Annotated in this window: 29 protein-coding genes and 1 pseudogene; 16 read left to right on the top strand and 14 right to left on the bottom strand. The window is 58.3% G+C overall.

Translation table 11 applies throughout. The annotated features are described in order from the left end of the window. The first annotated feature begins 72 nt into the window (after positions 1–72). A complete protein-coding gene (locus tag AOC05_RS18110; RefSeq protein WP_062008997.1) occupies positions 73–654 on the top strand; it encodes a recombinase family protein in 582 nt (193 codons plus the stop codon). Between the two features lie 158 nt (positions 655–812). Here the strand turns inward: AOC05_RS18110 and AOC05_RS18105 are convergent, their stop codons facing one another. The 9 genes from AOC05_RS18105 to AOC05_RS19630 all read right to left on the bottom strand — a co-directional run bounded on the left by AOC05_RS18105 (position 813) and on the right by AOC05_RS19630 (position 6,802). Then, positions 813–1,019 carry a hypothetical protein gene (locus tag AOC05_RS18105; protein WP_157375034.1) on the bottom strand — a complete coding sequence of 69 codons (207 nt, stop codon included), beginning with the start codon at positions 1,017–1,019 and terminating at the stop codon, positions 813–815. Positions 1,020–1,692: 673 nt separating this feature from the next. Then, positions 1,693–2,610, bottom strand: coding sequence for a hypothetical protein (locus AOC05_RS18095; RefSeq protein ID WP_157375033.1), 918 nt, complete (start codon positions 2,608–2,610; stop codon positions 1,693–1,695). Between the two features lie 633 nt (positions 2,611–3,243). Beyond that, entirely contained in the window at positions 3,244–3,714 is a 471-nt protein-coding gene (locus AOC05_RS18090; RefSeq protein ID WP_062008989.1) for a DUF4760 domain-containing protein, read from the bottom strand. Between the two features lie 758 nt (positions 3,715–4,472). Then, positions 4,473–4,610 (bottom strand): hypothetical protein, encoded by a 138-nt coding sequence (locus AOC05_RS19635; protein WP_157375031.1) that lies wholly within the window; start codon positions 4,608–4,610, stop codon positions 4,473–4,475. Positions 4,611–4,775: 165 nt separating this feature from the next. After that, complete coding sequence (locus AOC05_RS18085) at positions 4,776–5,402, bottom strand: DNA-binding protein (RefSeq protein ID WP_062008987.1); 627 nt, start codon at positions 5,400–5,402, stop codon at positions 4,776–4,778. A gap of 149 nt (positions 5,403–5,551) precedes the next feature. Beyond that, complete coding sequence (locus tag AOC05_RS18080) at positions 5,552–6,097, bottom strand: hypothetical protein (RefSeq protein ID WP_062008985.1); 546 nt, start codon at positions 6,095–6,097, stop codon at positions 5,552–5,554. Next, positions 6,094–6,360, bottom strand: a complete 267-nt coding sequence (locus AOC05_RS18075) for a ParB family protein (RefSeq protein WP_062008983.1) — start codon at positions 6,358–6,360, stop codon at positions 6,094–6,096. The genes AOC05_RS18080 and AOC05_RS18075 overlap by 4 nt, the downstream gene beginning before the upstream one ends. Beyond that, the gene (locus AOC05_RS18070; RefSeq protein WP_062008981.1) at positions 6,353–6,649 is read right to left on the bottom strand and encodes a hypothetical protein; all 297 of its coding nucleotides are present in this window, start codon (positions 6,647–6,649) and stop codon (positions 6,353–6,355) included. The genes AOC05_RS18075 and AOC05_RS18070 overlap by 8 nt, the downstream gene beginning before the upstream one ends. 9 nt (positions 6,650–6,658) lie before the next feature. Then, positions 6,659–6,802 carry a hypothetical protein gene (locus tag AOC05_RS19630; protein ID WP_157375030.1) on the bottom strand — a complete coding sequence of 48 codons (144 nt, stop codon included), beginning with the start codon at positions 6,800–6,802 and terminating at the stop codon, positions 6,659–6,661. 83 nt (positions 6,803–6,885) lie between these two features. Between AOC05_RS19630 and AOC05_RS18065 the strand changes: the two genes are divergently transcribed. The 4 genes from AOC05_RS18065 (at position 6,886) to AOC05_RS18045 (ending at position 12,141) form a co-directional block, all read left to right on the top strand. Next, entirely contained in the window at positions 6,886–8,052 is a 1,167-nt protein-coding gene (locus AOC05_RS18065; protein WP_062008979.1) for a tyrosine-type recombinase/integrase, read from the top strand. Positions 8,053–8,459: 407 nt separating this feature from the next. Further along, positions 8,460–10,505 carry a tyrosine-type recombinase/integrase gene (locus AOC05_RS18060; protein ID WP_062008977.1) on the top strand — a complete coding sequence of 682 codons (2,046 nt, stop codon included), beginning with the start codon at positions 8,460–8,462 and terminating at the stop codon, positions 10,503–10,505. Then, complete coding sequence (locus AOC05_RS18055; RefSeq protein WP_062008975.1) at positions 10,502–11,074, top strand: DUF6262 family protein; 573 nt, start codon at positions 10,502–10,504, stop codon at positions 11,072–11,074. The genes AOC05_RS18060 and AOC05_RS18055 overlap by 4 nt, the downstream gene beginning before the upstream one ends. 440 nt (positions 11,075–11,514) lie before the next feature. Next, a complete protein-coding gene (locus AOC05_RS18045; RefSeq protein WP_062008973.1) occupies positions 11,515–12,141 on the top strand; it encodes a hypothetical protein in 627 nt (208 codons plus the stop codon). Positions 12,142–12,283: 142 nt separating this feature from the next. Here the strand turns inward: AOC05_RS18045 and AOC05_RS18040 are convergent, their stop codons facing one another. From AOC05_RS18040 to AOC05_RS18035, 3 genes and pseudogenes are all read right to left on the bottom strand, one after another. After that, a complete protein-coding gene (locus AOC05_RS18040) occupies positions 12,284–12,457 on the bottom strand; it encodes a glutaredoxin family protein (protein WP_231687146.1) in 174 nt (57 codons plus the stop codon). A gap of 363 nt (positions 12,458–12,820) precedes the next feature. Further along, a complete protein-coding gene (locus tag AOC05_RS19625; RefSeq protein WP_157375029.1) occupies positions 12,821–12,973 on the bottom strand; it encodes a hypothetical protein in 153 nt (50 codons plus the stop codon). Between the two features lie 17 nt (positions 12,974–12,990). Further along, a pseudogene (locus tag AOC05_RS18035) lies at positions 12,991–13,251 on the bottom strand (DUF4113 domain-containing protein); the annotation flags it as partial. Between the two features lie 1,733 nt (positions 13,252–14,984). Between AOC05_RS18035 and AOC05_RS18025 the strand changes: the two are divergent. Further along, positions 14,985–15,689: an SOS response-associated peptidase gene (locus AOC05_RS18025; RefSeq protein ID WP_231687145.1), complete on the top strand. Its 705-nt coding sequence runs from the start codon at positions 14,985–14,987 to the stop codon at positions 15,687–15,689. Here AOC05_RS18025 and AOC05_RS18020 read toward each other — a convergent pair. After that, positions 15,684–17,003, bottom strand: coding sequence for a Y-family DNA polymerase (locus AOC05_RS18020; protein WP_420480371.1), 1,320 nt, complete (start codon positions 17,001–17,003; stop codon positions 15,684–15,686). The genes AOC05_RS18025 and AOC05_RS18020 overlap by 6 nt on opposite strands. Positions 17,004–17,016: 13 nt before the next feature. Then, positions 17,017–17,454 (bottom strand): LexA family protein, encoded by a 438-nt coding sequence (locus tag AOC05_RS18015; protein WP_062008965.1) that lies wholly within the window; start codon positions 17,452–17,454, stop codon positions 17,017–17,019. 677 nt (positions 17,455–18,131) lie between these two features. On the opposite strand from AOC05_RS18015, the gene AOC05_RS20890 reads away from it, so the two are divergent. The 10 genes from AOC05_RS20890 (at position 18,132) to AOC05_RS17970 (ending at position 25,122) form a co-directional block, all read left to right on the top strand. Continuing rightward, complete coding sequence (locus AOC05_RS20890) at positions 18,132–18,305, top strand: type II toxin-antitoxin system prevent-host-death family antitoxin (RefSeq protein ID WP_157375027.1); 174 nt, start codon at positions 18,132–18,134, stop codon at positions 18,303–18,305. A gap of 411 nt (positions 18,306–18,716) precedes the next feature. Continuing rightward, the gene (locus AOC05_RS18010) at positions 18,717–19,622 is read left to right on the top strand and encodes a hypothetical protein (RefSeq protein WP_157375026.1); all 906 of its coding nucleotides are present in this window, start codon (positions 18,717–18,719) and stop codon (positions 19,620–19,622) included. Positions 19,623–19,882: 260 nt separating this feature from the next. Next, complete coding sequence (locus AOC05_RS18005) at positions 19,883–20,155, top strand: antitoxin VbhA family protein (protein ID WP_062008961.1); 273 nt, start codon at positions 19,883–19,885, stop codon at positions 20,153–20,155. Next, positions 20,152–21,045, top strand: coding sequence for a Fic/DOC family protein (locus tag AOC05_RS18000; RefSeq protein ID WP_062008958.1), 894 nt, complete (start codon positions 20,152–20,154; stop codon positions 21,043–21,045). The genes AOC05_RS18005 and AOC05_RS18000 overlap by 4 nt, the downstream gene beginning before the upstream one ends. A gap of 669 nt (positions 21,046–21,714) precedes the next feature. Continuing rightward, a complete protein-coding gene (locus AOC05_RS17995) occupies positions 21,715–22,281 on the top strand; it encodes a primase-like DNA-binding domain-containing protein (RefSeq protein WP_062008955.1) in 567 nt (188 codons plus the stop codon). 134 nt (positions 22,282–22,415) lie between these two features. Beyond that, entirely contained in the window at positions 22,416–22,835 is a 420-nt protein-coding gene (locus AOC05_RS17990) for a hypothetical protein (protein ID WP_062008953.1), read from the top strand. A 200-nt stretch (positions 22,836–23,035) separates the two neighbouring features. Continuing rightward, the gene (locus tag AOC05_RS17985) at positions 23,036–23,287 is read left to right on the top strand and encodes a hypothetical protein (protein WP_062008951.1); all 252 of its coding nucleotides are present in this window, start codon (positions 23,036–23,038) and stop codon (positions 23,285–23,287) included. Then, complete coding sequence (locus tag AOC05_RS17980; RefSeq protein ID WP_062008949.1) at positions 23,284–23,466, top strand: hypothetical protein; 183 nt, start codon at positions 23,284–23,286, stop codon at positions 23,464–23,466. Before AOC05_RS17985 ends, AOC05_RS17980 begins: the two co-directional genes overlap by 4 nt. Positions 23,467–23,526: 60 nt before the next feature. Further along, the gene (locus AOC05_RS17975; protein ID WP_062008947.1) at positions 23,527–24,729 is read left to right on the top strand and encodes a Fic family protein; all 1,203 of its coding nucleotides are present in this window, start codon (positions 23,527–23,529) and stop codon (positions 24,727–24,729) included. Positions 24,730–24,807: 78 nt separating this feature from the next. Further along, on the top strand, positions 24,808–25,122 hold the full coding sequence (locus tag AOC05_RS17970) for a hypothetical protein (RefSeq protein ID WP_062008945.1): 315 nt from the start codon (positions 24,808–24,810) through the stop codon (positions 25,120–25,122). Positions 25,123–25,190 lie beyond the last annotated feature (68 nt).

Below are 25,190 nucleotides of genomic sequence, written 5' to 3'. Positions count from 1 at the left end.
AACGTGTCTCACTCTGATATTCTCAATATCAGATGGAAATAACCTTTGATGGGAAGTAATAGGAGGAGCTTCATGACGCGTCTTGGATACGCCCGGGTCAGCACCAACGACCAAGACACCGAATTGCAGATCCGAGAACTCGAAGCCGCCGACTGCGAACGGATCTATCGCGACCACGGCGTCAGTGGAACCAAGGCCAGCCGACCAGAACTGGACAAGATGCTGGACCGCCTCAGCCGGGGAGACGAAGTCGTCGTCTGGAAGCTGGATCGCCTCGGGCGGAACACACGCCACCTGCTCGAACTCCTCGACGCCTTCAAAGCACGCGGCATCAAATTCCGTTCCCTTCGCGACGGCATCATCACCGACCCCGACAGCGAACTCGGCGGGGCCATGGCCCAGGCCATGATCACCATCATCTCCGCCTTCGCCCAGCTCGAACGCGACCAACTCTCCGAACGCACCAAAGCCGGCATGGCTGTTGCCGCATCCCATGGCCGGAAGGCCGGACGGCGGGAAGTCACCGCCGACCACGTAAACGTCAAGCAAGCCCACAAACTAAAAGACCAAGGGCTAAAGCCGGCCGACATCGGAAGAGTCATCGGTGCAAGCCGTGCCACTGTCTACCGCTATCTCAATATGGAAATCACCTGACGGCAGAGCCGATCGGCCGCGTTACGGAGACCATTCCCTACGGCTCATAACTTACGGCGAAAACACCGCTCAAAACTTTCCCGAGCGCCCTTGACAAACTCTAATACCGTACTCGATCTCTGACTCAGAGATACAGAGTCACACCCCTAGTCAGAGCCCTAGCGCTCTTCACCTCCCAATAGTCTTTCCGGGATCTGCCAAAACGGTCGTTTCTTGCCATCAGGAAGGCGAGGGAAAGGGGATTCGTTAAACAGGTTCTTGGCCGATGACTCAACGATGGCAGGATTGTCTTTGAGGGCTTTGTTATCGTCAGCGATGGTGGTCTTAGGGTAGGCGCCTTTGCCGTGGTTGACCTTGCCTTTCACGGGAAGCGTACCGAACAGGGCACGGACATCTCCCCCATACACTCAGGAGTATGAACCTTTGGGGACCATGAAAGCTCCTGTCTGGTCGATCGTGATTTTCCGTATTCGCACTGACGGTCGCGTGTGAAGTTGTTGCTGCTGACACCATCGAGACCGGCAAGACCAGGTTAGGCGGCGTCCACGGAAGCTGCTAAACAATCCTCGTCTTCCACGACTTCAGGAGCCCTGATATCTTTGCCGTAGCAAGGAAAAGATCATCCACAAGATATCCTCAATTCATGAAGCTGCCGAAACTCTCTCTATGCACGGTCCTATTATTATTGGCGGCAATTTTCCTTGGTGGGTGCTCACAATCCACTCAAATGTCCCTCGAAGATTCCTGCAGAGAATACATAGCTCTTGACACCACCGGTCCAAAGTCTGATCTGGTGCGCGTCTCAGAAGACATCCGAGCAGCAGCCCCCGCTTGGCATTCAGCAGTCGCCAAGCCTGCGCTGGAGTACCAAGACATCATGGACTGGGTACGGTCCGACGGCCGCAGCGCCGATGATGATCAAACATCGGCGAAATTCGACGCAAGTCTTGAAGCGTCTAGACGTCTCGCCGATCTCTGCGGTAATCAGTTCACACCCAAGTACTGAATTCAGTCCTTCAGTTTGGGTCTGACCAACCTTTAGTTGACCGGCGTATCTTCATTCTTGTTGGTAGTCTCATCGTCGCGGGGGTCTACTTCCTCGGGCAGTGCCCACTCCACACTGATCTGATTGAGATGGTCGGCCAATGCTGCTTTGACTTCCCAAGGAGCCTCGGGAAGAAGGTCCTCAAGTGCGTCTTCAGTTTCAATTGAGATGGCGCAACCAAGCCACATGTAGCCGTCTTCGCTTTCGTAGGGAATCCCGGCGTTATCCGGTGTGAGGTAGGTGCTATGAAATTCGTCGAGAGTAGTTTCCATGTTTGCACCAACTTCCGGGATGGTCCCCCCATCCCATTGGTAGGTCATGTCATGCGCATCGTAGTAAGGCGCTCCAACGGAGAACTTCTCGTGAAGAAGCGGTTCAACACCGTCGAGTCCTATGAGCAAGACAACGTCTTCTAGGTCAAACCTTAGGCCTCCAACCACTCGCCATTCACGTTCCCACTCGAAGGCATACGAGCCCGGATTCCGCTGATCAACGAAGGGAGTGATATCCCAAACGGGATTAGTCCAGTCACGGTGATCAAAGGCAACTTCCTTGAGTCCATGAAGCGCCTGATATGGGGACCCGTTTATGTCGAGATACCAGACTCGCTGTCCACCGTGTTGGAGCACAAAGTCTCGTTTGAAGGCAATTCCCCATGATTTGCCGCGGTCTCGCAACCGATCGAGTTCGGACAGCGGCATCTCTGTAAAGCAGGCAGCCTCATGCTTCTCAGCCACCATATCTAGTCCTCTCCCGATCCCGAAGCGGTTGCGGGCTTCGACGCGGCCAGACGTGACAATACTTGCGAGAGCCTGAGGGCTGGTCGTCATGTGTACTAGATATTCACTTAAGTCTCGTGACTTTCGGTGTTGTTCAGTACCGAGCAGATGTTCTGGAATCTCTGAACTCATAGAATTGGCCTCCGAGAAAATGTTCTTGTACTGGCGATAGTACCGACAGTGGACGCGCCGGTTCGACCGTGCACGATATGACGCGGCGAAGCGGGAATAACCGGCCTTGCCGAAACTTTCTGGAGGACCTGTGTGACTGTCAGTTCGGAATGGCGGTTTTTTCACAGCTTGGTTTGGCGGTCTAGATGATTCCGATGACGAGGTCGAGCGTGCGGCCTCAATAACGTCGCCGGTGGTCGTAATGAGTTCGTTGATTTCATGTCCTGTCAGGGCAGAGACGGACAGTCACCAGAGGGTTTACCGGCTGCCTCTTACCTGCTCTAAAGAAATGGCAGGCCGCCACTTTGAGCCGCCTCATAATCGCCATCTCGGCCAACAATCACACCCTGATAGACACTGTTTATTGAATTGTCTGACCTGTCCACCCAAGTACACCCCAATGGACACAATGCAGCAGGTACCCCGTAATCCACGTAGTCGTCATCGCGTCGGACGCCGGAGACCCTGCATCCGAGGGTGTCGGTTTTTCAGTGCGTGGCACGCATCGCTCCATGTAAAGGCGACACGGCTTTTGCTGCTAAATGCTAGATCATGGCTCCTCATCCAGAGAACGCCACCATGTTCAAGCAAAAGTCACAGACCCGCATGCCCGAACTCTTTGCGAGCTTCATCGGCCAGCCAATCAAAGTCGTCCCAGTAACTTCGAGCAAGGGCATCGGTCATGTTGCCGCGAAAGCCTTCTATCATGGGGCCACATACCTCGTGGCAACGAATGATGCTGGCTCCGTAGCTTTGGATGATTGGACCTCTGTCGACAACTCCGCTGCGCAGCAGTGTCCCAATAAGGTCATATGAGGCCGCTGCGTTGGAGGCCGTGGCGCATTGTTCCTCCGTCCACGCTGACGCGGGAATGGTGACCAAGACTGTGAGGATCTGCCGCCTTGAATCGCGAATGTCGGGCCGCTGTAGGTAATCCAGAACAGCGAGGAGCGATTGAGCACGTGAAGCGGACTGCGCTACACGCACCTGCTGGCGCGCGAACAGGGCACTCACGGCAGCCGCGAGAAAAGCAAGAACCGAAACCACAAGCGCGACGACGTTCATGCTGCCATGTTTGCAGAGGGGGCCTCGGATGGCTACAGCGAGCTACTCACCGACATCAAATACCTCATTAACACCGCCCAGGCCGTGCACCAATACATGTCCAAGGACGCAAACGCCCGTCTAATCCGCGATACCTGTAAATGACGGCAACACAATCAAGTTCGTCTTTAGCAGATTGCGCAGTCAAAAACGGTCATTAATGGCTGCTGCCGCTTCCGAGAAGTCTCATCAAATTCTTACCTTGAAACTTGCATCGCGACTCCGCATTAAAGCTGCTACACTGACAAGTGCGCTATTCTTGCGCAAAAAACCTGATCTTTGATCGGGTTTTTTCTGTTTTCTGAACGTTTGGGCAACCTGGGCCGGTCTCTCTGACCGGCCTTTTTTATGCCCTCGTTCATTCCCGACTCCGCAGCGATTCTGCTGCGGTCACCGTCCAACCAAAATTGGACTTCACCCTGAGGGGAGGGTGCGCATTGGAAATCCTCGCAGACATTGCAGGGAACCTGTCCGTACCTGCTCTGCTAATCGCTGCCGGACAGTTTGTGACCCGGCTACTTCCCTTGGTCTCGGACCGCGTGAACACTCGCGCTGTCCGCCTGGCCAAGGCGAAGCGCAAGCAGAGTAAGTAAGCGAAAATCGCACTTAACTGATGGGTAGGGAGAAGTCTGCCCAAAATCAGGTCAATTAGACCCAGAATCGGCGTTTTAGGCGGTTTTCAAACGAATCCAAGCCACAAGGGACGAAGAAGAGGAACCTTAACCAGCACTGGCTGTCTGAGCCTCGACGGTCTTCAGATACTGCTCAACGAGCTGCTCAAAATAGCTGCCCTTCATCCTCTCCGAGTCAGCCAAACCACGGTAAGAATCAAGCAACACATCAAACGTCGTGGACAAGGAAAACCCCCCAGAAAAAGAAACAGTGGACACCTGTTCAATGGTGTACCTCTGATCTTATGTACTCCACGGCCCGAACCCCGACACAACCGCTCTGCCAGCGAAGGCGAGACTGCGGCAGCTGGCCCGTTCGGTGACGACCAATGCCCACGCTGGCGTCCCGAGCTACTCTCTCTGCGAATCGCCACTCGACGGCACGGCCGTCGGTTCCGTCGTTGGTTGGATGCGGGCGATGAGCGCGTCCTGTGTTTGTTGGAGCGTTGTGACGGTTGCGCGGGCTTCGGCGAGCTGGCTCTTGAACTCCGCTATTTTATCGGCGTGTTCACGGGCGGCCACGGCGAGTTGTTCGCGGGCCTCTGCCGCGGCGGCGGCGTTGTCGCGGGCGGCCTGGTTGCTTTCCTCCACCTGAGTTTTTAGTTCTTTGACGGTTTCTTGGTGTATGCGGGTTGCGGTGTCGAGATCGGTGGCGAGTTCGTTGATTTCGCGGTCTTTGTGGGCTTTCTCGTCCCGCCATGCTTTTTCGATGATGGCATGCTCGGCTGTCGCGGTGCGGACAGCTTCCTCCCAGACGGTGCCGGCAAGGCGCAACGCCTGCTCGGTGATGCTGGTCGGTGTGGCGGCGATCTTCGAGCCGGCGCTGTCGCGCTCGGTCCGCCATTCCTTCAAGAACCGGGTCGCGTCGGCGTTGGACACGCCGGCGGCTTCGCGCACGGTGGCGACCGTGGGGTTGCGCTCGGCGCTGATGCGCTCGGCGGCGGCGTACACGCGATCCTTGACTGACTGTTCGGCCACGGCGTCTCTCCTTAGTAGTATTCGTAGTAGTAATACTACTACGAATACTACTTAATGGGCGTCATTCCGGCGCAAGTATTTTGGGGACTCATCCGCCGTCTACCGCACCAGCACCGGGTGCCTGTTGCGGCGGCCGTCTGCTGCTTTGCTTAGCGGGTGCCCATGGCCAGGATGGGTGTGCCGTCGGCGGTCGGGAGCAGGTGGAGGCCGCGGCGGGCGTAGATGGCTTGGTGACTTTCGCTGCGCGTTTCGGCGTAGAGCGACGCTCCTGCCGGGGCCACGTGTTCTATGGCTGCCTTGGCGAAGGCGAGTCCTTGACGGGTTTGCGGGTACATGGCGAGGTAGGAGACTTTGTACGCCTCCCTCTCGGGCAGCGATGATCTCCAGTGCCGGATGGTGGCCGCGTTGGAGATCCACGCGGACAGGGCTATTCCCGCGATCGCACAGAGGCCAGCTGGTGCGAGCCACCTCCACCGGGTCGGTGGTTTCTTGTGCTGGATGGCAATGATCGTCTTGTTCTCCCAATGCCACAGCCTTCCACCGCAAACCAGCAAGGCAAGTGAGTAGAGATGCATCAGGTACTGGCCTTGGGCGCGACGGCGAATGCCGTCCTTGCCTGATTCAGCCGCGAGGGCCTGGGCGGCAGTCCAGGCCAGGACGGGTGTCTCTGACAGGCGGGCCCGTTCGATCTTCATGGCCTGTCTTGGTGCTCTGTGCTTTGTTCTGCTCGGGTGCGTTGTCCCGGGCGCAGGCTCCCGGGACTGGCACCCTCCCAGGGTCGGCCCTTGTGGTACTTGCGCTGGAGACGCCGGACTTCCTTCAAAGTGGCGGCCTCGATCAACTCGGAGAGGGAGGCGTAGCCCTCGAGCTGGCCAGTGGCCAGGAAGGCTGCCCGGACCTGATCCGCATCAGTAGCAGTGAAATAGGGTGCAAAGGACGAGGGCTTGTTCTTACTCATGGCTTTCCTTATCCCACGGCACCTCTCCGCCGAGGTAGTTGCCGATACTGGTGCGGTCCCTGGATTGGCGGACCTCAGCCATGGTTAGGGTGTTGGCCCGCTCCGCCACAACGTGGTCCCTGCACTGCTCCAGGACCAGTTGCCGGCGCGCTACCAGGTCGGCAAGGTCTTCCATCCCGGCCCGCTCGTCCTGATGTCCATGGGCCAAACCGTGTTCGTAGCCATTCATCCAGATACGCCAGGCCAGAGCGTCGCGGGTAATGAAAGCGGCCAGCTCTTCCTCGTCCATGCCACTCCCCTACTTTCCGCTACCGGTTGCGGTGGTGAGGGTGGCTGCGTGCAGGGCTGCCGCTTCGGCGATGCGCTCTGGCTGCAGGCCGGCCCAGTGGAAGTGATCATCCACCACAATGATGGTTATCTGAGGGTGTTGGTTGACTGTCATGCACGTCAGGGTTCACCAGCTGATTGCCTCACGTTCGTTCGATCGTCTTCTTGCCGTCATCGGGGTTTGGTACTGATATTGCTATGGCATCTTCCGCCCTTGCTTTCATGTTAAGCCGCGCCGTGCTGCCCTCGACGGGGGACGCGGTACTGATCATCGAATCATCCGAGGGTGACATTCACGAGGAATCCACGCGCTGGCTGCGGTTCCTTGCCGCGGCGGGTAAGTCACCGAATACGGTCCGAGCTTACGGACTCCGTCTTGCGCCCTATCTGAGCTGGTCGGTCGCTTCCGGGAGGGACTGGCGACAGGTGCGCCTCACTGATCTCGTCGAGTGGAAAACCGCGGTGGTCGCCACCCCCTGCTCGGGAGCGAAGGGCGGGCCACGGCCCCGCAAGGCAGGAACAGTGGACGCCTGGATGACGGCGGTGGTCGAGTTCTACAAGTGGGCCGAAGCCGCCGCCGTGGTCGAGCCGGCCCTGTCCGGGTTGATCTATGAATCCCGGTATATTGCTGCCGGCGTCTATGGCGGTGAGCAGGGACGGGTCCGCCAGGTCAAAGTCCCTGAACTGCAGGCCCGCAGGAACGAGGAAACTCCGGCTCCGGAATGGATCGAATCCGCGCAAGCCCGGGCGGCGTTGCTGGATCTGGAGTTGGCTGCTCGGGACCGCTTCCTTGTTGACTTGTTGTTTTTCACAGGACTGCGGATCGGTGAGGCACTGGCGCTCTTTCGGCAGGATCTCCATTTCCTAGGCGAAAATTCCGGCCTGGGCTGTCGGATTAGGGGCCCACATATCCATGTCCGCTCGAACGAGGTCCTCAACGGGGCCCGTGCGAAAACCGGGCATCGCTGGGTACCGGTGCCTGACCGGGTGGTTTTTTCCTACGAGGACTACCTTCTGGAACGCCGGGACATTCTGGGTATCGACGCCAATCCTCACGTGTTCGTCAATCTCTACCGGAGTTCGCGCGGAGCTTCCATGAGCTATGCGGGCGTAGTGGATCTGTTCCACCGCATCTCGAAATCCGTCTCGACCAGGGTCCGGCCTCATATGCTCCGTCATACTCGGGCCACTATGTGGTTACGAGGCATTGACACTCCACGGCTGGACCTTGACACCGTGAGGGTCCTGCTCGGACACGCTTCCTTGGAAGCTACCAGCATCTATGCTCATTCCCGCGCGGAAGATCTGCGCGCTGCCGTTGGCAATGCTTCCCTGCCCGGCACTGGTGACGAGAATGGCCGCTGATGGCCGGCCACGGCGCGGCCGCTGTCGCCCGCGTTACTCCGCTGCAGCCGCATATTGTTCCGGACCGCCGCAGCTGGATCTCATTTTTAGAAGATCAGCTTCCCTCAGACTGGCTTGCGGGGGAATGGGATGCAAATACCGGGATTCTGGCGCCGCTGCCGGATACCGGCAGATTTTCCGTCGTCACCTGTTCCAAGGGTGGGTGTCACACCTTCCTTGACGGCCAAAGGACATGCCACAGCTGCCAGCAATACGGTGCGAATCCAAAAGATGCCGCCTTCGTAGTATCAAAAACCGGGCATGAACCGCCAATCCAGCGGGACTGTGTTCTTGCCCGGAACGGGATCCGCTGCGGCCGTAACCAGTTCAGCCAGGGCCTGTGTCGGTCTCATTACTCCCTGTTCAAGGTGAGCAAGACACAAGCCGACGTTCGGGATTGGCTCAATTTCACCACCTCCACGCCCAAGGCCTTTGTACCCTGCGTGGCCGCCGGGTGCCCGATCAGCGCTGATAACCCCCGGGTCGACCTGCTTCTGTGCTGGAACCACCGCTACCAGCTCGCTGCCCGACGCAGCCGCGGAGAGATCCTCGACGAGCAGAGCGCACTCCGATGGCTGTCAGACCATGTAGATCCTCCGTTCATGCTCCGGATCGGACGCTTGAACCCGCGCATGCAGACAGAAGTCAAGTACGTCATCCAGGCACACCTCGACCTCGCCCGTGGACCAGTGCAGGTCAGGACCTACCGGGACCTGATTAACAAAGGCGCTCAGTGGAAATCCGTCTCCCTCCTTGCAACCATCGAGAAGGCAGTCGGATCGGTCAACAAGAACAGCCGCTCCGTGTACCGCTTCATCAGAGAAGTCCTTGTCAGGGAGGAACGTCGCTATAAAGGCTACGACCCTCATCATGAAAACCTGATCTACCTCAACGATCTGAATCTGCGAACGACGGCCTCGGTGAGGCGGGAAATGTTTGAGAAGCCTCCCCTTGACCTGTCTCGAATCACGCAGCGCTGGCTCCGTGACGGCTACCGGAATTGGCTGCTGACGATCTTGCCCAGACGAGGGGACGCCCTGACCGGATACCGTATCTCGGTGCTGGCCTCGGAAGTCCTGGGTGGTCAATGCTCTGATCAGGGGCACGATCCACGCCTCCTTGGACCCTCGCATATGAGCGCTATCATCAACGCTATGAACAGGCAGTGGCCCAACTATGGAGGCGCCAAGGGGGTATTCCGGCTCTGGCGGCACATTCTGGAAACCGGGCACCGATCCAGCGTCTGGGACCACGTTCCCCGCGCCTTTAGCTACAACCCTCGCCTCCATAAACCCCCAACCCACTCCCGCACCTATCGCGGGGACAATGACCAAGGCAGGGCCCTGCCCGTGGCCGCCGTTGCACATCTTCGCAACAATCTTCAAGACCTCGCCCCTTACCCCAACAGGGACATGGCCATTGCCATGTTGGCCGTGCTCATCGACACCGGTCGCCGCCCCAACGAAGTGGTCAGTCTGCACCGGGGCTGTCTCCAGCGTGACCGGCACGGTGACTGGATATTGGTCTATGACAACCACAAAGCAGGACGGCTGAACCGCAGACTACCAATCCAAGAAGAAACCGCCGACGCCATCACTAGCTGGCTCGACAGCAGGATGAACGGTCCCGTGGCTGAATCACAATGGCTGTTTCCCAGCCCAATGCCCGCCAGATCTGACAAGTTCGCCAGCTACGGACTGCTCTATGGCGCCCTGCGGCGGCTTATCCACGACGTCCCGACAATGGAGGGGCCCATCAAAGACCTCCATGGGGTCCCGGTCGACTTTGGGTTCGGTGGCATCCGTCCCCACGATTTCCGCCATTCCTATGCCCAGCGGCATGTCGACAACGGAACCGCCCCGGACGAACTTCGGGATCTACTCGATCACGAAGACGTCCGCACCACCATGGGCTACTACCAAGTCAACGACAGCCGCAAACGTGCCGCGGCAAACCTCCTCGCCCCTCTCACCTATGACCGGAACGGCGACAAAATAGGCCTCTCACCCGGGCGGCGCGGCCTTGCCTCCATCGCGGTGCCCTACGGTGGGTGCACCGAGCCATCCAACGTCAAGGCTGGCGGCAACGCCTGCCCCATCCGCTTTCAATGCTCCGGGTGCACGTTCTATCGCCCAGATCCCTCCTACCTTCCCGATATCGAACGACACCTCGTGGAGCTGAAAACCAACGCAGCCCAAGCCCGCCGCCTCAACGCCCCGCCCTACGCCATCGCGAACTTTGACGGCCAAGTAGAAGACTTCAAGCAAATCGTTGACCGCATGCGCACAGACCTTGCCCTCCTGCCAGAACCCGACAGGCAGGCAATAACCGAGGCGGCAACCATCTTGCGAACATCCCGGCTAATAGCGCGACCAGGCCAGCACCTCCCTCTGACCGTCAAGGATCGACCATGACAAGAATGGAGGGCGCCCCGTTCGCCAACATGGTCTCTGCCCGCCAGCGGGAAGCCGACAGAAAACAGGCCGCGACTGCATCTACCATCAACAGATTTCTTTTGGACGGGACACTCATCACCATCACCGCCGTTGCAGGCGCCGCAGGCGTCAGCCGCAACTTCATCTACTCCCACGAGACCCTTCTGCACCAGCTCGAAGCCGCCCGCCAGACCCAGGCCGACGCCCACACCCCAGGACAAAGACTCCCAACGAACGGTGCACCCGGACGAACAGCACTTCAGGCGGAAATAGCCCTAGCGCATCAGACCATCAAACGGCTACGCCAAGATCTTGCCGAACTGAAGAAGCGCCACGAGCACTGCCTCGGGGAACAGATCCGCACCGCGGATCCAACAGAAGCCCCCTCAACGACGGCGGAGAACTTAGAAATCGAACGGCTCCGCGAGAAGAACCGACTCCTCAACCAACAAGTCACCACCTTCAACCACCGCATTGACGACCTACTCGACGACCTCACCGCCGAACGCCGAGGGACGATTCCCTGGACAGCTGCCCCACGAGCTTGAGCAAGTTGCGCATCCCGTTCTTCACCGGCCCATAAGCGGAACCTTCTGCGAGACGCTGGTTCGTCGGTCGGGAGATTCAAGGAAGTGAATTGGCGACATCACCGTAGCGGGGTACCTCGCCACCGGGTTACCGTTGGCACCAACGCACGTGAGAGCCGGTCCTCGTTCGGGATTTTCAGGAGAGCAGCATGATAAGACTGAGATTGTCGATCCTTGGCCCTGCCGTCCTCCTAATAGCCGTTCTGGGCGTTCTCGCCCTAATGGTTCCAGATCTGGTGCAACCACTGATCACCGGGATGTTCATAGTCATGGTCGCCGCATTCGTAATTGTCTTTCTCCTGGAACGGTCAAGGCGGCATCGAGGTCGCTAGCTGCAGACAGGGTCGATGCCGACACTGATAATCGTTGACAGGTGCCCAGGTTCATGGTGACGATGGGGCATGCGATCAAATCGAGAGGTTCAGTTCAGGATTGGCGGCGCTGTCGTGATGGCGTTGCTGTCATTGTTCACGCTGGTCCTGTTGCTTGTCTTACCGAAGTCTGGCAGTGACACGGCAGTGGGCGTGGTCATTGGAATAGTGTTGGCGGGGGTTGTCCTCGCTAGGGCCATCGTGCTTCTTCGGAACGACTACTTTGGCGTGAAATCGGTCAGGCGCACCTCGCGCTTCCTTTACGCCGTCGTGGGTGTCTTCATTCTTATAGCGGTAGCCATACAGTTCATCGACCCCCGAGCAGGCTATGCCTACTACCCTGCGTTCGCTGGCATATTCATGGGGAATCTCTTCAAAGAAGAATCGCAGCTTCCTGCCAGCCAAGGAACTCACCTACCGACGCAGCGATCCATGATTATGACGGCAACAGTTTTCTGCCTCGCAGCCATTGGTGCAACCATTTGGACGGTGCTGTCAATTCTGGCTGGTACAGGCACCTTAGCGGATGTTTTGATTCTTGCCTCAACACTTTTGTGGACGGGTGGACTCTTGGCCATCATGAGAATCGACGGAGTGTATTGGGCCCCGCGACGGGCTCAAAATAGGCAGCAAGTTTCCCAAGGCACCAGCACGTAGCTAAGGCCCGCGATCAACATCGATGGGTCACTAATATGCCTTCCCGTATCGGGTCTTTCAAGCCCAGGTAGTGAATGCTGCGGGCCTCGATGACGTCAAGGACAGTGCGCGTCGCGCGATCAATTGATACTTAGGGCTTTCCTCAGATAACGACGGGTGCCTGTGAGTAGCCGAGTTCTTCGGTGACATATTCCAGAGCGGCCGGGGTGGCGGTCAGATCGACTTCTTGGAAGGGGACACCCAATGCGGTGAATTTCTCTGCCGTCTTGCGGCATCCGAAGCATCCTGGCTTTGAATAGAGGGTGATTCTCAGCATGGTCAGTACCTGGTTTCGTATGGTCAAAAGTTTCGTTCGTCTGTACTGCTGTATACCCTCAATTATACTCCTCATTCATATGAATAAAAAGGTGTTTTGGGCCTACATTTAGCGGTTTTTGACCAATTAGACAACATTTTTAGGGTGTCGTTTATGGCGTGCGCGGCGCTCGGTGAGTGTGGTGTAAAAACGGATAGCACCCCGCTGGTAATCCCCCCAGGCGCTTGCGAACCTGGCCGCCCCCCAAAGGATCCTGTGCCCCGTAAACGGACCCCACTCCCCCACAGGTGTCGTCATCGGCCCGCTTTTTCCTGTGGCAAACACATTGCAGGAGGTTCGGTGAACTCTCGGTAGGCGATCAGTTCATGCTCGCTGTACCCGAACGTTGATGATGCGTTGCCCGTCAGGGACTGTGGTGCGCAGCTGGGCGAAGCCAGCGGCGTAGTCCTTTACTTCCATTTCAACGGTTCCGAAGGTGCCAGTCTCGATGGTTTCGACAGTAGCGATGATGATCATGGGCCAGGTTCTTTCTTTCAGGAGGCTTTGACAAACAGCAGCTCGTCCCAGTGGGTGGTGTAACGCGGTGAGAGCATGTCGCGTTTCATGGACCAATCAGGTCCGCCTCGGAGACCTGCACTTCCCAGGCCGATACTTCCGCGTCCGTACTTCTTAGAGACGGATTCCATCAGCGTGCCTATGCCGCGTTCCTCGTGGGGGTTCTCGAAGAGTTCCAGCGGTGATTGATTACCGGTAGGGCGAAGGTCGGTGACCATGATCCCTGCACGCACATATTTGGCCTGGTGCTCCTAGAGCTGTCTTCAAGTGACAAGTACGTCGTGGCACCAAGCGAAAACGAGAGTCTGGACTGTCTCAGAAAACCACTTCTGCATCAATGAGACGCTTCACAAGTGGGGGACGAGTTTTCGAGACAGGGTGCTGGCCTAGATTGCGGGTATTTGCCTGGTCCGAGTTCAGAAGTCGGGTGGGTCTTGGAAATCTACAGGTTTGTAAGAAGCATCAAGCGCCTTACATGTCACTTAGGGGCAGCTCTAGGAGTCCTGGGCCTTAAAGAGGTGGCTTTACTGGTGGGGAAATATCCAATGCTAAGGTCTGCCAGGCGTCGAAGTAGCCTGATTTTGACGCACCCCGCTAATCAGTAGGTTCGCGAGCTCGTTGAATATGATTGTGCGATGTATGACTACAACACGCCAGATCATTCGCCTGTTTCGTTGAAGACTGTCCGCATTGAAGTCCTTGACCATCTCAAGGAGAAGATCGGGTGGGGGACAGGGTTTTGGTTCACCTCACCTGATCATTTTGTTGGCGCTCCCGCTGACTATGTTGAAGACCCGGAACCGCGGCTTTCCCTGGTCACCAATTTCCACATAGTTGCAGGGAAGCGGACCACCGGGGAATGGACCGGTGGGTGTAGCCACGCTAGGCGACCATTTTTCCTGAAGGTACGGCCTTCGGTAGCTGTTGAACGTGGAACAAGTCGGGAGACGCTACCGAGCATAGAAATACCGCTGTTCGTTGGGGAGCCGGGAGCTTTCCGAAGGGCTTGGTTCAGCAAATATGAAAATCCGATCGGACTTCAGACTAGGCCGACAGGGCGTCGACACCAGTACCTGGGACCCGATCATGATGGTGACTACCCGGAGCGCGTTGTAACCGATATTGCGGTAATACCGATGCCCGAAGCTTCCGTCCAAGAATACGGTCTCAGAGAGGTTGCATGGGAGTGGGATAGTAGATTTTTCACGTCGCCAAACGGTCAACACACGGGTGTCCGACCCACGGACAGTGTTTATGTTCTTGGCTATCCCCATTCAGTCGAGCCCTTCAGCCCTACTATGCCAATTTGGACCACCGGGTCAGTAGCCAATGAAGTGAATGCGGGACCAATCGAAAGGTTCTTCATTGATAGCCGTACCCGCCCGGGGCAATCGGGGTCCCCTGTCATCTTCTATCGCGCGCAGAGCTACTCCTTTACAGGCGGGTTGGGCGTCACCGTCCCTGAGGACTCAGCCTTGTTAGGTATCTACAGCGGTAGAACTGACGATGAATCCGACATTGGCTCTGTCTGGTGGGGAGACGAAATCGAAAATATCCACAAGAACGTCCAAAACTGGCCCAACTAGGGTCGGATATTTCATGTAACCGACATTGGGGCCCAGCGGTCAATGCCCGCGCTCACGCGGTTAGCGCCAACTGCTGTACCGCTGGTCCTCACTGCCGGTGCATTCTGAGACTTGCGTTGCCACTTCATTTACAATCCACCCCTATCCGTTCACTGGAAGGAAACGCATCAGATGTCTCCGCCTAGTCCCGCAGAGCCTTCCCCTTACGGGCAGGCTCTAGGTGGCTTCTATTGGCAAGCCGCAGTCCAGTGGGTACCTGGCTCCACGCGCCCCTATCGGACGATTCTTCCCATTTTCCGTAGGCGACCCCTTCCAAGGTTCCGATGATCTTAACCGCATCATCGTAGAGTCTTTACGCCATGGCCCCACCCATGCAGAATGGGCTCATGTGTGGACGATATGTGATGGCCCGGGCAGTCGGTGACCTGGTAAGCATGTTTGACGTCGAGCAAACGGCGGAAACCCTGCCGCGGTCGGCGTGGAACATAAAACCCACGAGCCGGGTTCCAGTGGTTCTTGAGTCTGCCAAGGGCGAAGATGAGGCGGTGCGCCGGCTAGAACCTGCCCGCTGGTCACTAACACCGTCGTATTCCAAGGAGCTGAAGACGAAGTTCGCTACCTTCAACGCCCGGTCCGAGACTGCGGCCGAGAAAGCCACATTCCGCGGATCAGTGAAGAGTAAACGGGCTATTCTACCGGCCGATTACTACTATGAATGGCACACCGAGGGCAAAACCAAAACCCCTTACGCGATCCACAGCCCCAACAACGAATTGCTGGCTTTCGCCGGGCTATACACGTGGTGGCCGGACAAGTCACTTCCCGAGGATGATCCGACCTATTGGACGTTGACGACAACGATCTTGACCCGGGCAGCAGTCGGGGACGTTTCCCAGCTCCACGACAGAACACCGGTGACATTGCCGCCGAGTTTTTGGGATAAATGGTTGGACGCCGGCCAGGAAGGGGATCAATCATTGGTTGATGCTGCTGTGGCAGCCGCCACCCCAGTGACTGAGGCCCTGAAGTTCTACCAAGTTGCCCCGCTCACCGGGGACGGGCCGGAACTCGTCGAACCCGTCAGTTCATGAGGCTTTGACAAGCAGCAGCTCGTCCCAGTGGGTGGTGTACCGGGGTGAGAGCATCTCGCGCTTCATGGACCAGTCCGGCCCGCCTCGGACCCCTGCACTTCCCAAGCCGATACTCCCGCGCCCGTATCTTTTGGATACGGCTTCCAACAACGGCCCGATGCCGCGTTCCTCGTGCGGGTTCTCGAACAGCTCCAGGGGTGATTGGTTGCCGGTGGGGCGCAGGTCGGTGACCATGATCCCGGCGCGCACGTATTTCACCCCCTCGTAGATCCGTTCACACAAGCTGTTGGCGGCCCTGTGGAGCAGCACCGGATCCGCAGTGGGCAACGGCAACGGGACACACACCGAGGGGTAGGAGATGCTGTCCTGGTTGTAGTTGGACGTGCCGGCAAAAGCGGTGAGTACCTTGGCTTGGAGTCCGTGTTTGGCTAGGCGGGCACTTGCCTGTTGGGCGTACACGCTCATGACCTGACCCATATCAGCCGCCGTGGTCACCGGGGTTGAGAAGGAGCGGGAGAAAATGAGTTGATCCCGGCCCACTCGTTCCTCTTCCATGGGAATGCAGGCAGTGCCCTGCAGCTCCAACACGGTGCGCATCAGCACGACGGAGAAACGGTCACGGATCAACACCGGGTTGGTGTTCTTCAAATCCAGGATGGTGTGGATGCCCATGGCATTTAGCCGCTTCGTCAGGCGGGCGGCCACGCCCCACAACTCCACCACGGATAACCTGGACATCAACCCCTCCCGTACATCTTCCGGGATGGATTCCCAGTGGCAAACGCCCGCGAAGTCAGGATTGTGCTTGGCCAGCTTATTGGCAAGCTTTGCCAAGCCTTTCGTCCTGGCGATTCCCACGCACACGGGCACGCCGACGTGCCGGCGGACAGCATCCTTGATGGTCCGGCCGAGCTTGCGTATCTGGATCGGGGTGCCGTTGACTCCAAGGAAAGCCTCATCAATGGAGTACACCTCAACCCAAGCGCTATAGCGGCCCAGGAGCTCCATAACCCGGGAGCTAATATCGCCGTAGAGTTCGTAGTTACTGGAAAGGGCCACCAGCCCCCAAGCCTTGGCGCGGGGGGCGATTTTAAACCAGGGCTCCCCCATCGGGATCCCCAGCGCCTTCGCCTCGGCCGTGCGTGTAACCACGCATCCATCGTTGTTGGATAACACGACCACGGGGACGCCTTCCAATGAGGGATTGAAGGCACGTTCGGCGCTGGCGTAGAAGGAGTTCACATCTACGTGGGCGATGTAGTCACTGCCTGGCATCAAGGCCGGCCCTGAGGTCTCAGCGGTGCGGATACGCATCAAAGCACCTGGCCTATCTCCGGAGGTCGTGTAAACACGTTTCAGCGACGCCCCACACAATCAAGGAAGCGGCGTCTTTCACCTGAATATCCGGGTACTTGGGGTTCTCGGCATGGAGGACCACTCCCCCGGCCGTCAGCTGCAGGCGCTTGACGGTCAGCTCCCCATCCAGAATGGCAATCACAATTGACCCGTGTCGAGGCGTGAGTGCCCGATTGACGATCAGCTCATCGCCGTCACTGATTCCGGCGCCCTCCATGGAATCCCCACTCACCCTTACAACGAAGGTGCTGGTGACGTCCTTAATCAAGTGGTCGTTCAAATTGATCCGGCCGTCAAAATAATCCTGGGATGGCGACGGATAACCACACGCAACGCTGACCGGGGCAAGTAGTGGATGCTCGGCAGGAACCGCAAAGTCTACTAAACAAATATTCGATACATGAGCCATGACACACCAACTACTAGAAATAAAGTTCTACTAATTGATTGTAGGCCCCCCCTCTGACAACATCCACGTCAGGGCGTCGAATGGCGCCTTGTGCTGAGTCGAAACCAAGCCATGGGTGCTTAGAGTCGGGCCATCAAAACCTTAGCGTCGAATATTTCCCTTTTTCACATTCTGACCGCAATTTCATCTAGTGGTCTATTGCGGTTAGTTGGAAAAATCCGAGTTTTGCCAGCATTTATGCAGGTCAGGACCTCAATGCCGCTTGATATTTCTTCGGGTAAGCTTTCCGTCGCCGACTCCCGGGCAGCAACGGATACACGCTTGACTTGCGCGTTTGCAAGGAGATCGCATCAGATGAAAGTTTCATTCATCCGATGCAATCGACCGAAAGATGGCTCTTGACGGCCGGGAACAGCTTTACGCCCCGAGCGCGGGCGTGCATCTCATCGACGGCTTGCCGCTGCTCCGGCCCTCCGAGAAGGTCTTCACTGCCACGTTTCACGGCGAAAGTAACTCACGCATGAGGATAAGGCGCGGCAATATCATGCCGAGGTAAGAAGCCGCCCCATCAGACCATGTATCTGAATAGGCAAACAGTTCAATGACCGTTGGTTTCTGCTCGATAGTGACGCCGGGCAAGACAATCTTTGAGCGGTAGTCGGCCTTCGAATCGAAGGGTGGATCGATGTAGATCAGGCGAAGCTAGACGCGACCTCACTGATCTCATCGAGCAGGTCCACCACGATCACTTTGAAGTTGAGATCGCGTCCGAGATTGGACCTGTCGTACTGATGGCCAAGGGTGAGTACGATGCACTTGTGGAAACAAGCTACCTGCGGGGCTCACGGTAGAATGCGCAACGCCTCATGTCAGCTCTGAATTCCGCTCGGGAAGGCTAAGTAGGCGAAGCCCGAATCCGCACCGAAGCACTCTCTGCAGCTCATATCGACCTCCCCGACCAGCGGTTTCGAACGCTTCGCGTTTTCCTGCCGATATGTTCCTGTGTGACGGACAGGTGACCGAAGCGAAAATAGCGTTTCAGTGACCCGTGGGTTGTCGCCTATGCCGCAGCTGCCGAATTCACGTACGAGATCGTCACTAACGACGGACGTGGCTTGTGGATGATCGTTTGCAGCAATGAACGAACACGCGCCCTAACCCTCCGACTGGGCTCAACAGACAATCCCGATGTTTACGACGATTGCCTCGTTCACGACCGTGGCGCCCCCACGACCAACAACCCAACGAAGGAGATGATGGCCATGACCGACGAGACCAGTGCTCCGAGCATCGACACCAAGAAACCAAGGTCGCGCAAGAAGCTCGTAGCCATGATCGCCACCTGTGGTCTGATTCTTGCCGGCGGCATCACTGTCGTCTCCTTGACCGCGGCGAAAGCCAGCGCCGAGGAGACGACCAAGTTGTGCGCTGTTGCCCTCGTCCAGGGCGGTGGCGCCACCCAGCACGCTGTGCAGAGCACCACTGGCGCAGACAAGGCGCTTGATGCCATCAAGATCACTGCTCTACCCAACGATGCCGGAACCAGCACAGCTTTCGAACAGCGTCCCGCAATCGAGGCGACCTCGGCTGCGCCCGCTCGCGTGAGCGGTGCTGCTTTGATCAGTGGCGTAACCGAGGCCCGTTCCGTGCTGGACGGGATCAAGATCTCTACCGAGTGCACCGATCGTGGTCAGGCTGAAACGATCAGTTCCGCGACCACGAAGAATAAAGAAGCAGCCAAGACCCTCGACGCGAGCGTTTCGGCTCTTTTGGCTGACTTCACGGTGTTCCAGACCGACGAGACAGCGCGTATCGCAACCGAGAAGGCAAAGATTGAAGCCGATCGCATTGCTGACGAACAGGCGGCCGCAGCAGAGCGTGAAGCCGCTGCGGCAGCCGAAGCGGCCGCTGCTGCAGAAGCCGCTGCGGCCGCTGCTCAGCAGGTGCCTCAATACGTAGCTCCGAGACCCAATGGTGGCGGCTATGTGCCCGCTCCTGCGCCTTACGTGCCGGCCCCAGCGCCTTATGTCCCGGCCCCCTCCGGGGGTGGCAACCAAGGTGGTGGTGGTAATCCTAAGCCCGGTGGCGGTGGCGGTGTCGGCAGCGGCGGGGGCAACAATGGAGCTTGCTGGACCGTTGACAAGAACGGTGCGCAAGTACCCTGCTAAAAATGCAGGCCCATCAACCTCTCACCCACCGACGGTAGGATGAGAAAAGGGCCACGTCGCCATCCGCCCGGCGCGCCCGGCGCTGCTGGACGGAGGATCCGTGAGGACCTGTCCGGCAGTGCCAAGCAGGATTTCCTGCGACTTAGAATCTCCCGAGGAGCCTTGTGCTCCTCGGGGGATTCTTCTCTTTCTTGTCTTGCCCAGCCAGGCCTGATGCCCAACACTGATTTGCTCGCCAACACTGAACGAAAGGTCTCACCGTGACCCAAAAGAATCCCCACAGCATCAATAACAGCCAGCCCACTCTGCCTGACCCCGAGGCAGGGTCAGGAAGCACAGCAGCACAGCCACTCTCCAAAGCCGAGATTGACGAGCGCATGGCGTACATCGATGGTGTCAATGGCTCCGCTGGACACCACCTGGATGACCCGTATCTGAGGAGTCTGGTCCACCAGCAGATTGCAGGTGAAATCACCGGCGATGAGGCCCGGGAGCTTGGTCGCCAATACCTGGAAACAGGACGGCGCCCGTGAGCGAGCAGGACTACATCCCAGGGACCCAGGTCATCCGAAACCTGGTGCGACGCAACGGTGCCGAGTTTCCATATGGCACCGTTGACCAGCGCGTGTTGGATGAGGCTGAGAACTTCTACATCCCCACCCGACTGGCTGAACTCAGCAACGGGCAGGATCTGCTGGGCCCCGGGGTAAAACCCTTCTCCTTTGCGCACATGCGCAAGATCCACCAGCATCTGTTCCAGGATGTCTACGCCTGGGCAGGAGAGCCCCGCCGTGTGCCCATGACGAAAAACAGCACCTCCTACGCTGAACCAGCCGAGATGAACGCTCTTTTGCGTGAGCAGTACGCAGCGCTGGCAGAGCAGAACTTTCTCCAGCAGATCAACAGCCGCGAGGAGTTCACCAAGCAACTCGCAGGCTTCTGGGCTGAGATCAACCACGGACACGCTTTCCGCGAAGGAAACACCCGCAGCCAGACTGTGTTCTTTGAGCAGCTCGCCCATCATGCCGGCTGGAGCCTGGACGTTGCCAGACTCTCGCCGCATCACCCGCGTTCGGTGTACAGCGAATTTGTTGATGCCCGGTTCGAATATCAGCGCATCAGAGATGCGTCGGGAGGTGCTGTGGCGCCCGGAAGCCTAAGGCTTCCAGGAAGTGCAGGCGTGCTGAGTGCCCCTCAAACAGCCCAGCAGCTCTCGGGTGTGCTCTTGGGCCTCATCATGCCCGATCGCTCACCAGAGGGATGCCTGAGGCGCGGAGAGGCTGAACCTAAGGTTGTACCCGCCCACAGAGTGCAGCCTGCAACCCCGCAGGCTAGGTTTCCTGAACTGCGCAACATGAAGCTGGACCCCTACGGGTTAGCCGACAACGTGGAGCACAGTGCCGGCGACGACTACCAGCTCTAAGACTCACACTCAGATCGCTGTGGCAAGCACCGATCTGAACAGCTACTCCTAGGTCGAACGCGCACCAGGCACAGCGACTCTGTGTGCCCACCACGGGTCCCGCCCCTAACCACCCACCACAGCCGTCTGGGAAAGTACCGCCGATTGGAAACCAATCGGCGGTCCACCCGAATTACCCATTCAACGCTGCATGAACCCCTAGAGTTCGCGGAAAATGTCTGCTCAGAGGGAGGTTGTGACGATAGGGGCGTACCAGCGCGTGTACCAGCGCAAAAGCCACCAAATCCCCGCCAGTGCTGGGCAAAGCCCCCCTTGGACCGTATGTACCGCCACTTTCAAAGAACCCCTATACATGCATGCGTGTGTGTGTACTTTCTGGAATCAGGTGGTACATGCGGTACATATATCTCTCTCTTTGTTGATAAATAAGGGTAAAACCACCCAAAGAGCGCCCCTTATGTTGAAAATCCACCCAAAATCGCCGGTACGCTCCATTCACTCCGAGCAACCCAAAAACCCCGTGTTCTTAGGCCAATAGCCCCCTTGAGCAGGGAATTCCTCGAAAAAATAAAAGGTACATTCGGTGGTACTTTTGCCCGTTTTTACTCCAACCGAGCCCAAATGCCACCCAAAACCCACTGAAATCATCCAAGCTAAGGAGTTCCGGTCATGCTGAACGCTGCCCAAAACCTCGTCACAGCCACCGCTGAGCTCGCCAAGCTGAGCACTGATCAGCCAGCCACGCTGGATGATCTCGTCGCACTGAGCGTTGCACGCGACTGCATCGACTCACTGTTCCGTTCTTGTACGGACGAACTTCGCTCTGATCCGCGGGTCGCACCGATGTGGGAGGCCATGGCCGCGGCCATCAAGCTGCAGGGGAAACAGGGATTCTCTAAGCCGAAGACCGTGCACTGCGAAGCCGACCAGCAGGTCCTGATGTTCTGGAATGCCTTCGCTGACCGATTCGCCTGGGACTTCCTACCAGTCGATTTCCTCCACGCGCTCTATGCGCACTGGATGGCCGAGCAATTCCCGCAAGAAGTGGCGTTTTCGAAGACTGCACTCACCCGCCGCCTGAAGAGAGCTTCAGCCACGTCGGGCAACTGGTTCCACACCCGTGCTCGCCCCGGCACCCTGATGCATGCATCTGAACCTCTGACAGCCCGGGTGCCCGGGTGGAGCCACGACGGCTCCGATGCAGCTATCTACGGCCTGCGCAGAAGCGGTGTCTAGCACCGGCTCAGCACTAGCCCAGCGCTGCGCTCCACATTCTGCCCAGGCACCGACGATGGATCGATTACCGCGTCGATGTCTGGGTTTTGCTGTCTCTGCACGCCCCGCCACTCACAGACCCCAGGAGAAACCCCATGAAACTCAAGATTGTCAGTTTGTTTGCGAACTCGAATAAAGACCGGATCTACGGGGACATCTACAACAGCTCCGAGGACTGCCTCCAGGCTCATCCGCATGATGAAGTTCTCCATGGTTTCGGAGTCATGAACGAGAACACCAAGCTTCTTGTGGATGCGTCCGATGACTTCTACCGCAGCGAGACAGCCGCACAACGATTCATCGACGAGCAGCTGGCCGCTGCATCGACCTCCGAGAAGCGTGTCTCCTGCCAGATGGAACGTGGTTGCCCCGAGCCCGTTACCCACTTGGACCAGGACGGTTGGGCCTACTGCACCGGGCACGGGCTCCAGCGACGTCTTTCTCAGCCTTGCCGCAAACTGCGCCCCCACGAGCTGAACCGCCTCAAACGCGGCGATCAGATCACAAAGTACTGAACTAGCCCCCGGCACCATCACACCCACTCATCCCGAATCACCCGAGCAAGGAGCACGCCATCACTGGAACCATTCACCCCGAAGAAGCCCTGTTCAACGCCGGAGCCAGCGACGGCTACTACGAAATCGTCGGAGCCAGCTATGCACAATCTGACGCGGCCACAGGCACGCCAGCCACGGCCACCATTGACCTGAGCACCATGGATCAGACAGGTTGTCTGCTCACCCACGACTACTCCACCAGCGAGACGACCCTGAAATGGGACACGGAGTTGTTTGACCCCGACAGGTACGGAACCGCCGACGACGTCCAGACAGCCATCGAAGGCATCACCGGCGGCCGGTTAGACCACCGTGCCTTGTTCGCGGCGTTCCAGGTACAGATGACTGCGAGCAAGCCACTTGCCGCCGGCAGCCTTGGAAATTACGACTCAGAATCGAGCACGCCATGAGCAAGCTGGTAGCCGGCACCCGGGTAACGCTGGTGGATCCCAACTACAAGATGCGGACCACCGGCACTCTGGTCTCAGACAGTTTCTCGGGTGTTTACGGGACCTTCACTTTGGTGACAGATGGCGACAGCCGCTTTCGGAGTGAAGGCGTTCTGGAGATTGCGCAGGCTATCCACTAGATGGGAATGTAACCCCGCCATACCAAAGGCTAAGCGCATAGCCTTTGGTATACTCGACCAATGACGACAGTTAGACGCCAGCCTAACGCCTGGCCAGCAACCAGCTACGAAGTGCACCCCTGGGTGCGTACCGGCGACGAAATTGCCTCTCGCAGGGCTTTGCTCCAAGCCCGCGGCGACTACCAGGCTGCCGTCCCACCGTTCATTGCCGCTGCGCAGCTCGTGCTGCCCGCAGAGACGATTGCCCTGGCCGATGATGCGAGCCAGGAGCTCGCCCGCTTCGACGCCGAAGCCGGAATGATCGCTGCGCCTTTCGCGTCGATCCTGCTGCGCAGCGAGTCTGCCTCCAGCTCGGAGGTGGAGAACCTAACCTCCAGCGCCAAGCAGGTGGCCCTGGCAGAGATCGGCGAATCGAAGTCAGGGAACGCACGCCTAGTGGTCGCGAACGTCCGCGCTATGACTGCGGCCATCGCGCTCTCAGACCAACTGGATGAGCACTCGATCATCGCGATGCACGATGCGCTGCTGCGGGATAGTGCCCCGGAATATGTGGGCCATTGGCGCAACGAACAAGTCTGGATCGGCGGCGGCAGTATCTCGCCGCACTCCGCGTCATTTGTGCCGCCCCACCACGCGCGCGTTCCCAACCTCATGGCCGACGTTGTCGCATTCGCCGGGCGCACTGACGTGCCCGTACTTATCCAGGCAGCAATCGCACACGCGCAATTTGAAACTATTCACCCGTTCCCAGACGGCAACGGCAGGACCGGACGGGCACTCCTGCAAGGCATGCTCCGCCACGGCGGCCTGACGCGCAATGTCACTGTTCCCGTGTCAGCGGGGCTCCTGCACGACACTGAGGCATATTTCCGTGCGCTGACCGAGTACCGGGCAGGAAGGGCCGAAGCCATCGTCACTGCCGTGGCTGAAGCCTCCTTCGCTGCGATCCGGAACGGCCGTGAGCTCGTGACGGACATCCAGGCTGCCGCTGCGCGTTGGGACAGCGCGGTCGTCGCCCGAAGCGACTCCTCAGTACACCTGGTCAAGAAGTACCTGCTCGGCCAACCGGTGGTGAACACCAGGACTATCGCGGGTGAGCTGCAGATCAGCGAAGTTGCCTCACAGAACGCCATTGACCGCCTCGTCAACGCTGGAATACTCACGCAGAGCAGCACCGGTCGCCGGAACCGCATCTGGCAGGCGCCGGAGATCCTCACAGCCCTCGATGCGTTCGGAGCAAGGGCCAGACGCCGCCGCGGCTGAGACCAACTGCGCTGACAACGGGTGTGCCGCACTCTCGACCTCTAGCGCCATGTCAACCCGCGGGTGCAGGATGTCCCCATGGAGCGCATGGAAACCATCTGGCAACTCGATCCCAGCTGTGCGCCGTCCACCGGTCAGGAGATCGTTGTTCTCACCTCTTGGAGAATAGGTGTCCGGTTCAAGGCCACAGTGGTCCGCACCTGGGTGAGCGATCTAGACGGCACCGGCCTGGAGGCCGACATCACCGACCCCGTGGAGGTGCTTTCCGAAACGATAAACGGTGAACTGGCGGGCTTTCATGCACGTGCCATCACTGAGGTGCTGCGCCGGCTTGGATCGGATTACCAGGTCGCTGACCTGTTCTGCGACGACCAGGCACTGGGGTACAGCTAAGCGTCTGGACCAACCAATAACCTTCGACAGGAAGCCCTCTGACATGACCGAAACACTGGCAAAAACCT

It is taken from the genome of Arthrobacter alpinus (genome assembly GCF_001294625.1).
Classification (GTDB): domain Bacteria; phylum Actinomycetota; class Actinomycetes; order Actinomycetales; family Micrococcaceae; genus Specibacter; species Specibacter alpinus_A.
The sequence above is the reverse complement of the archived record's forward strand: the minus strand, read 5'-3'. Positions and strand labels throughout refer to the sequence as shown.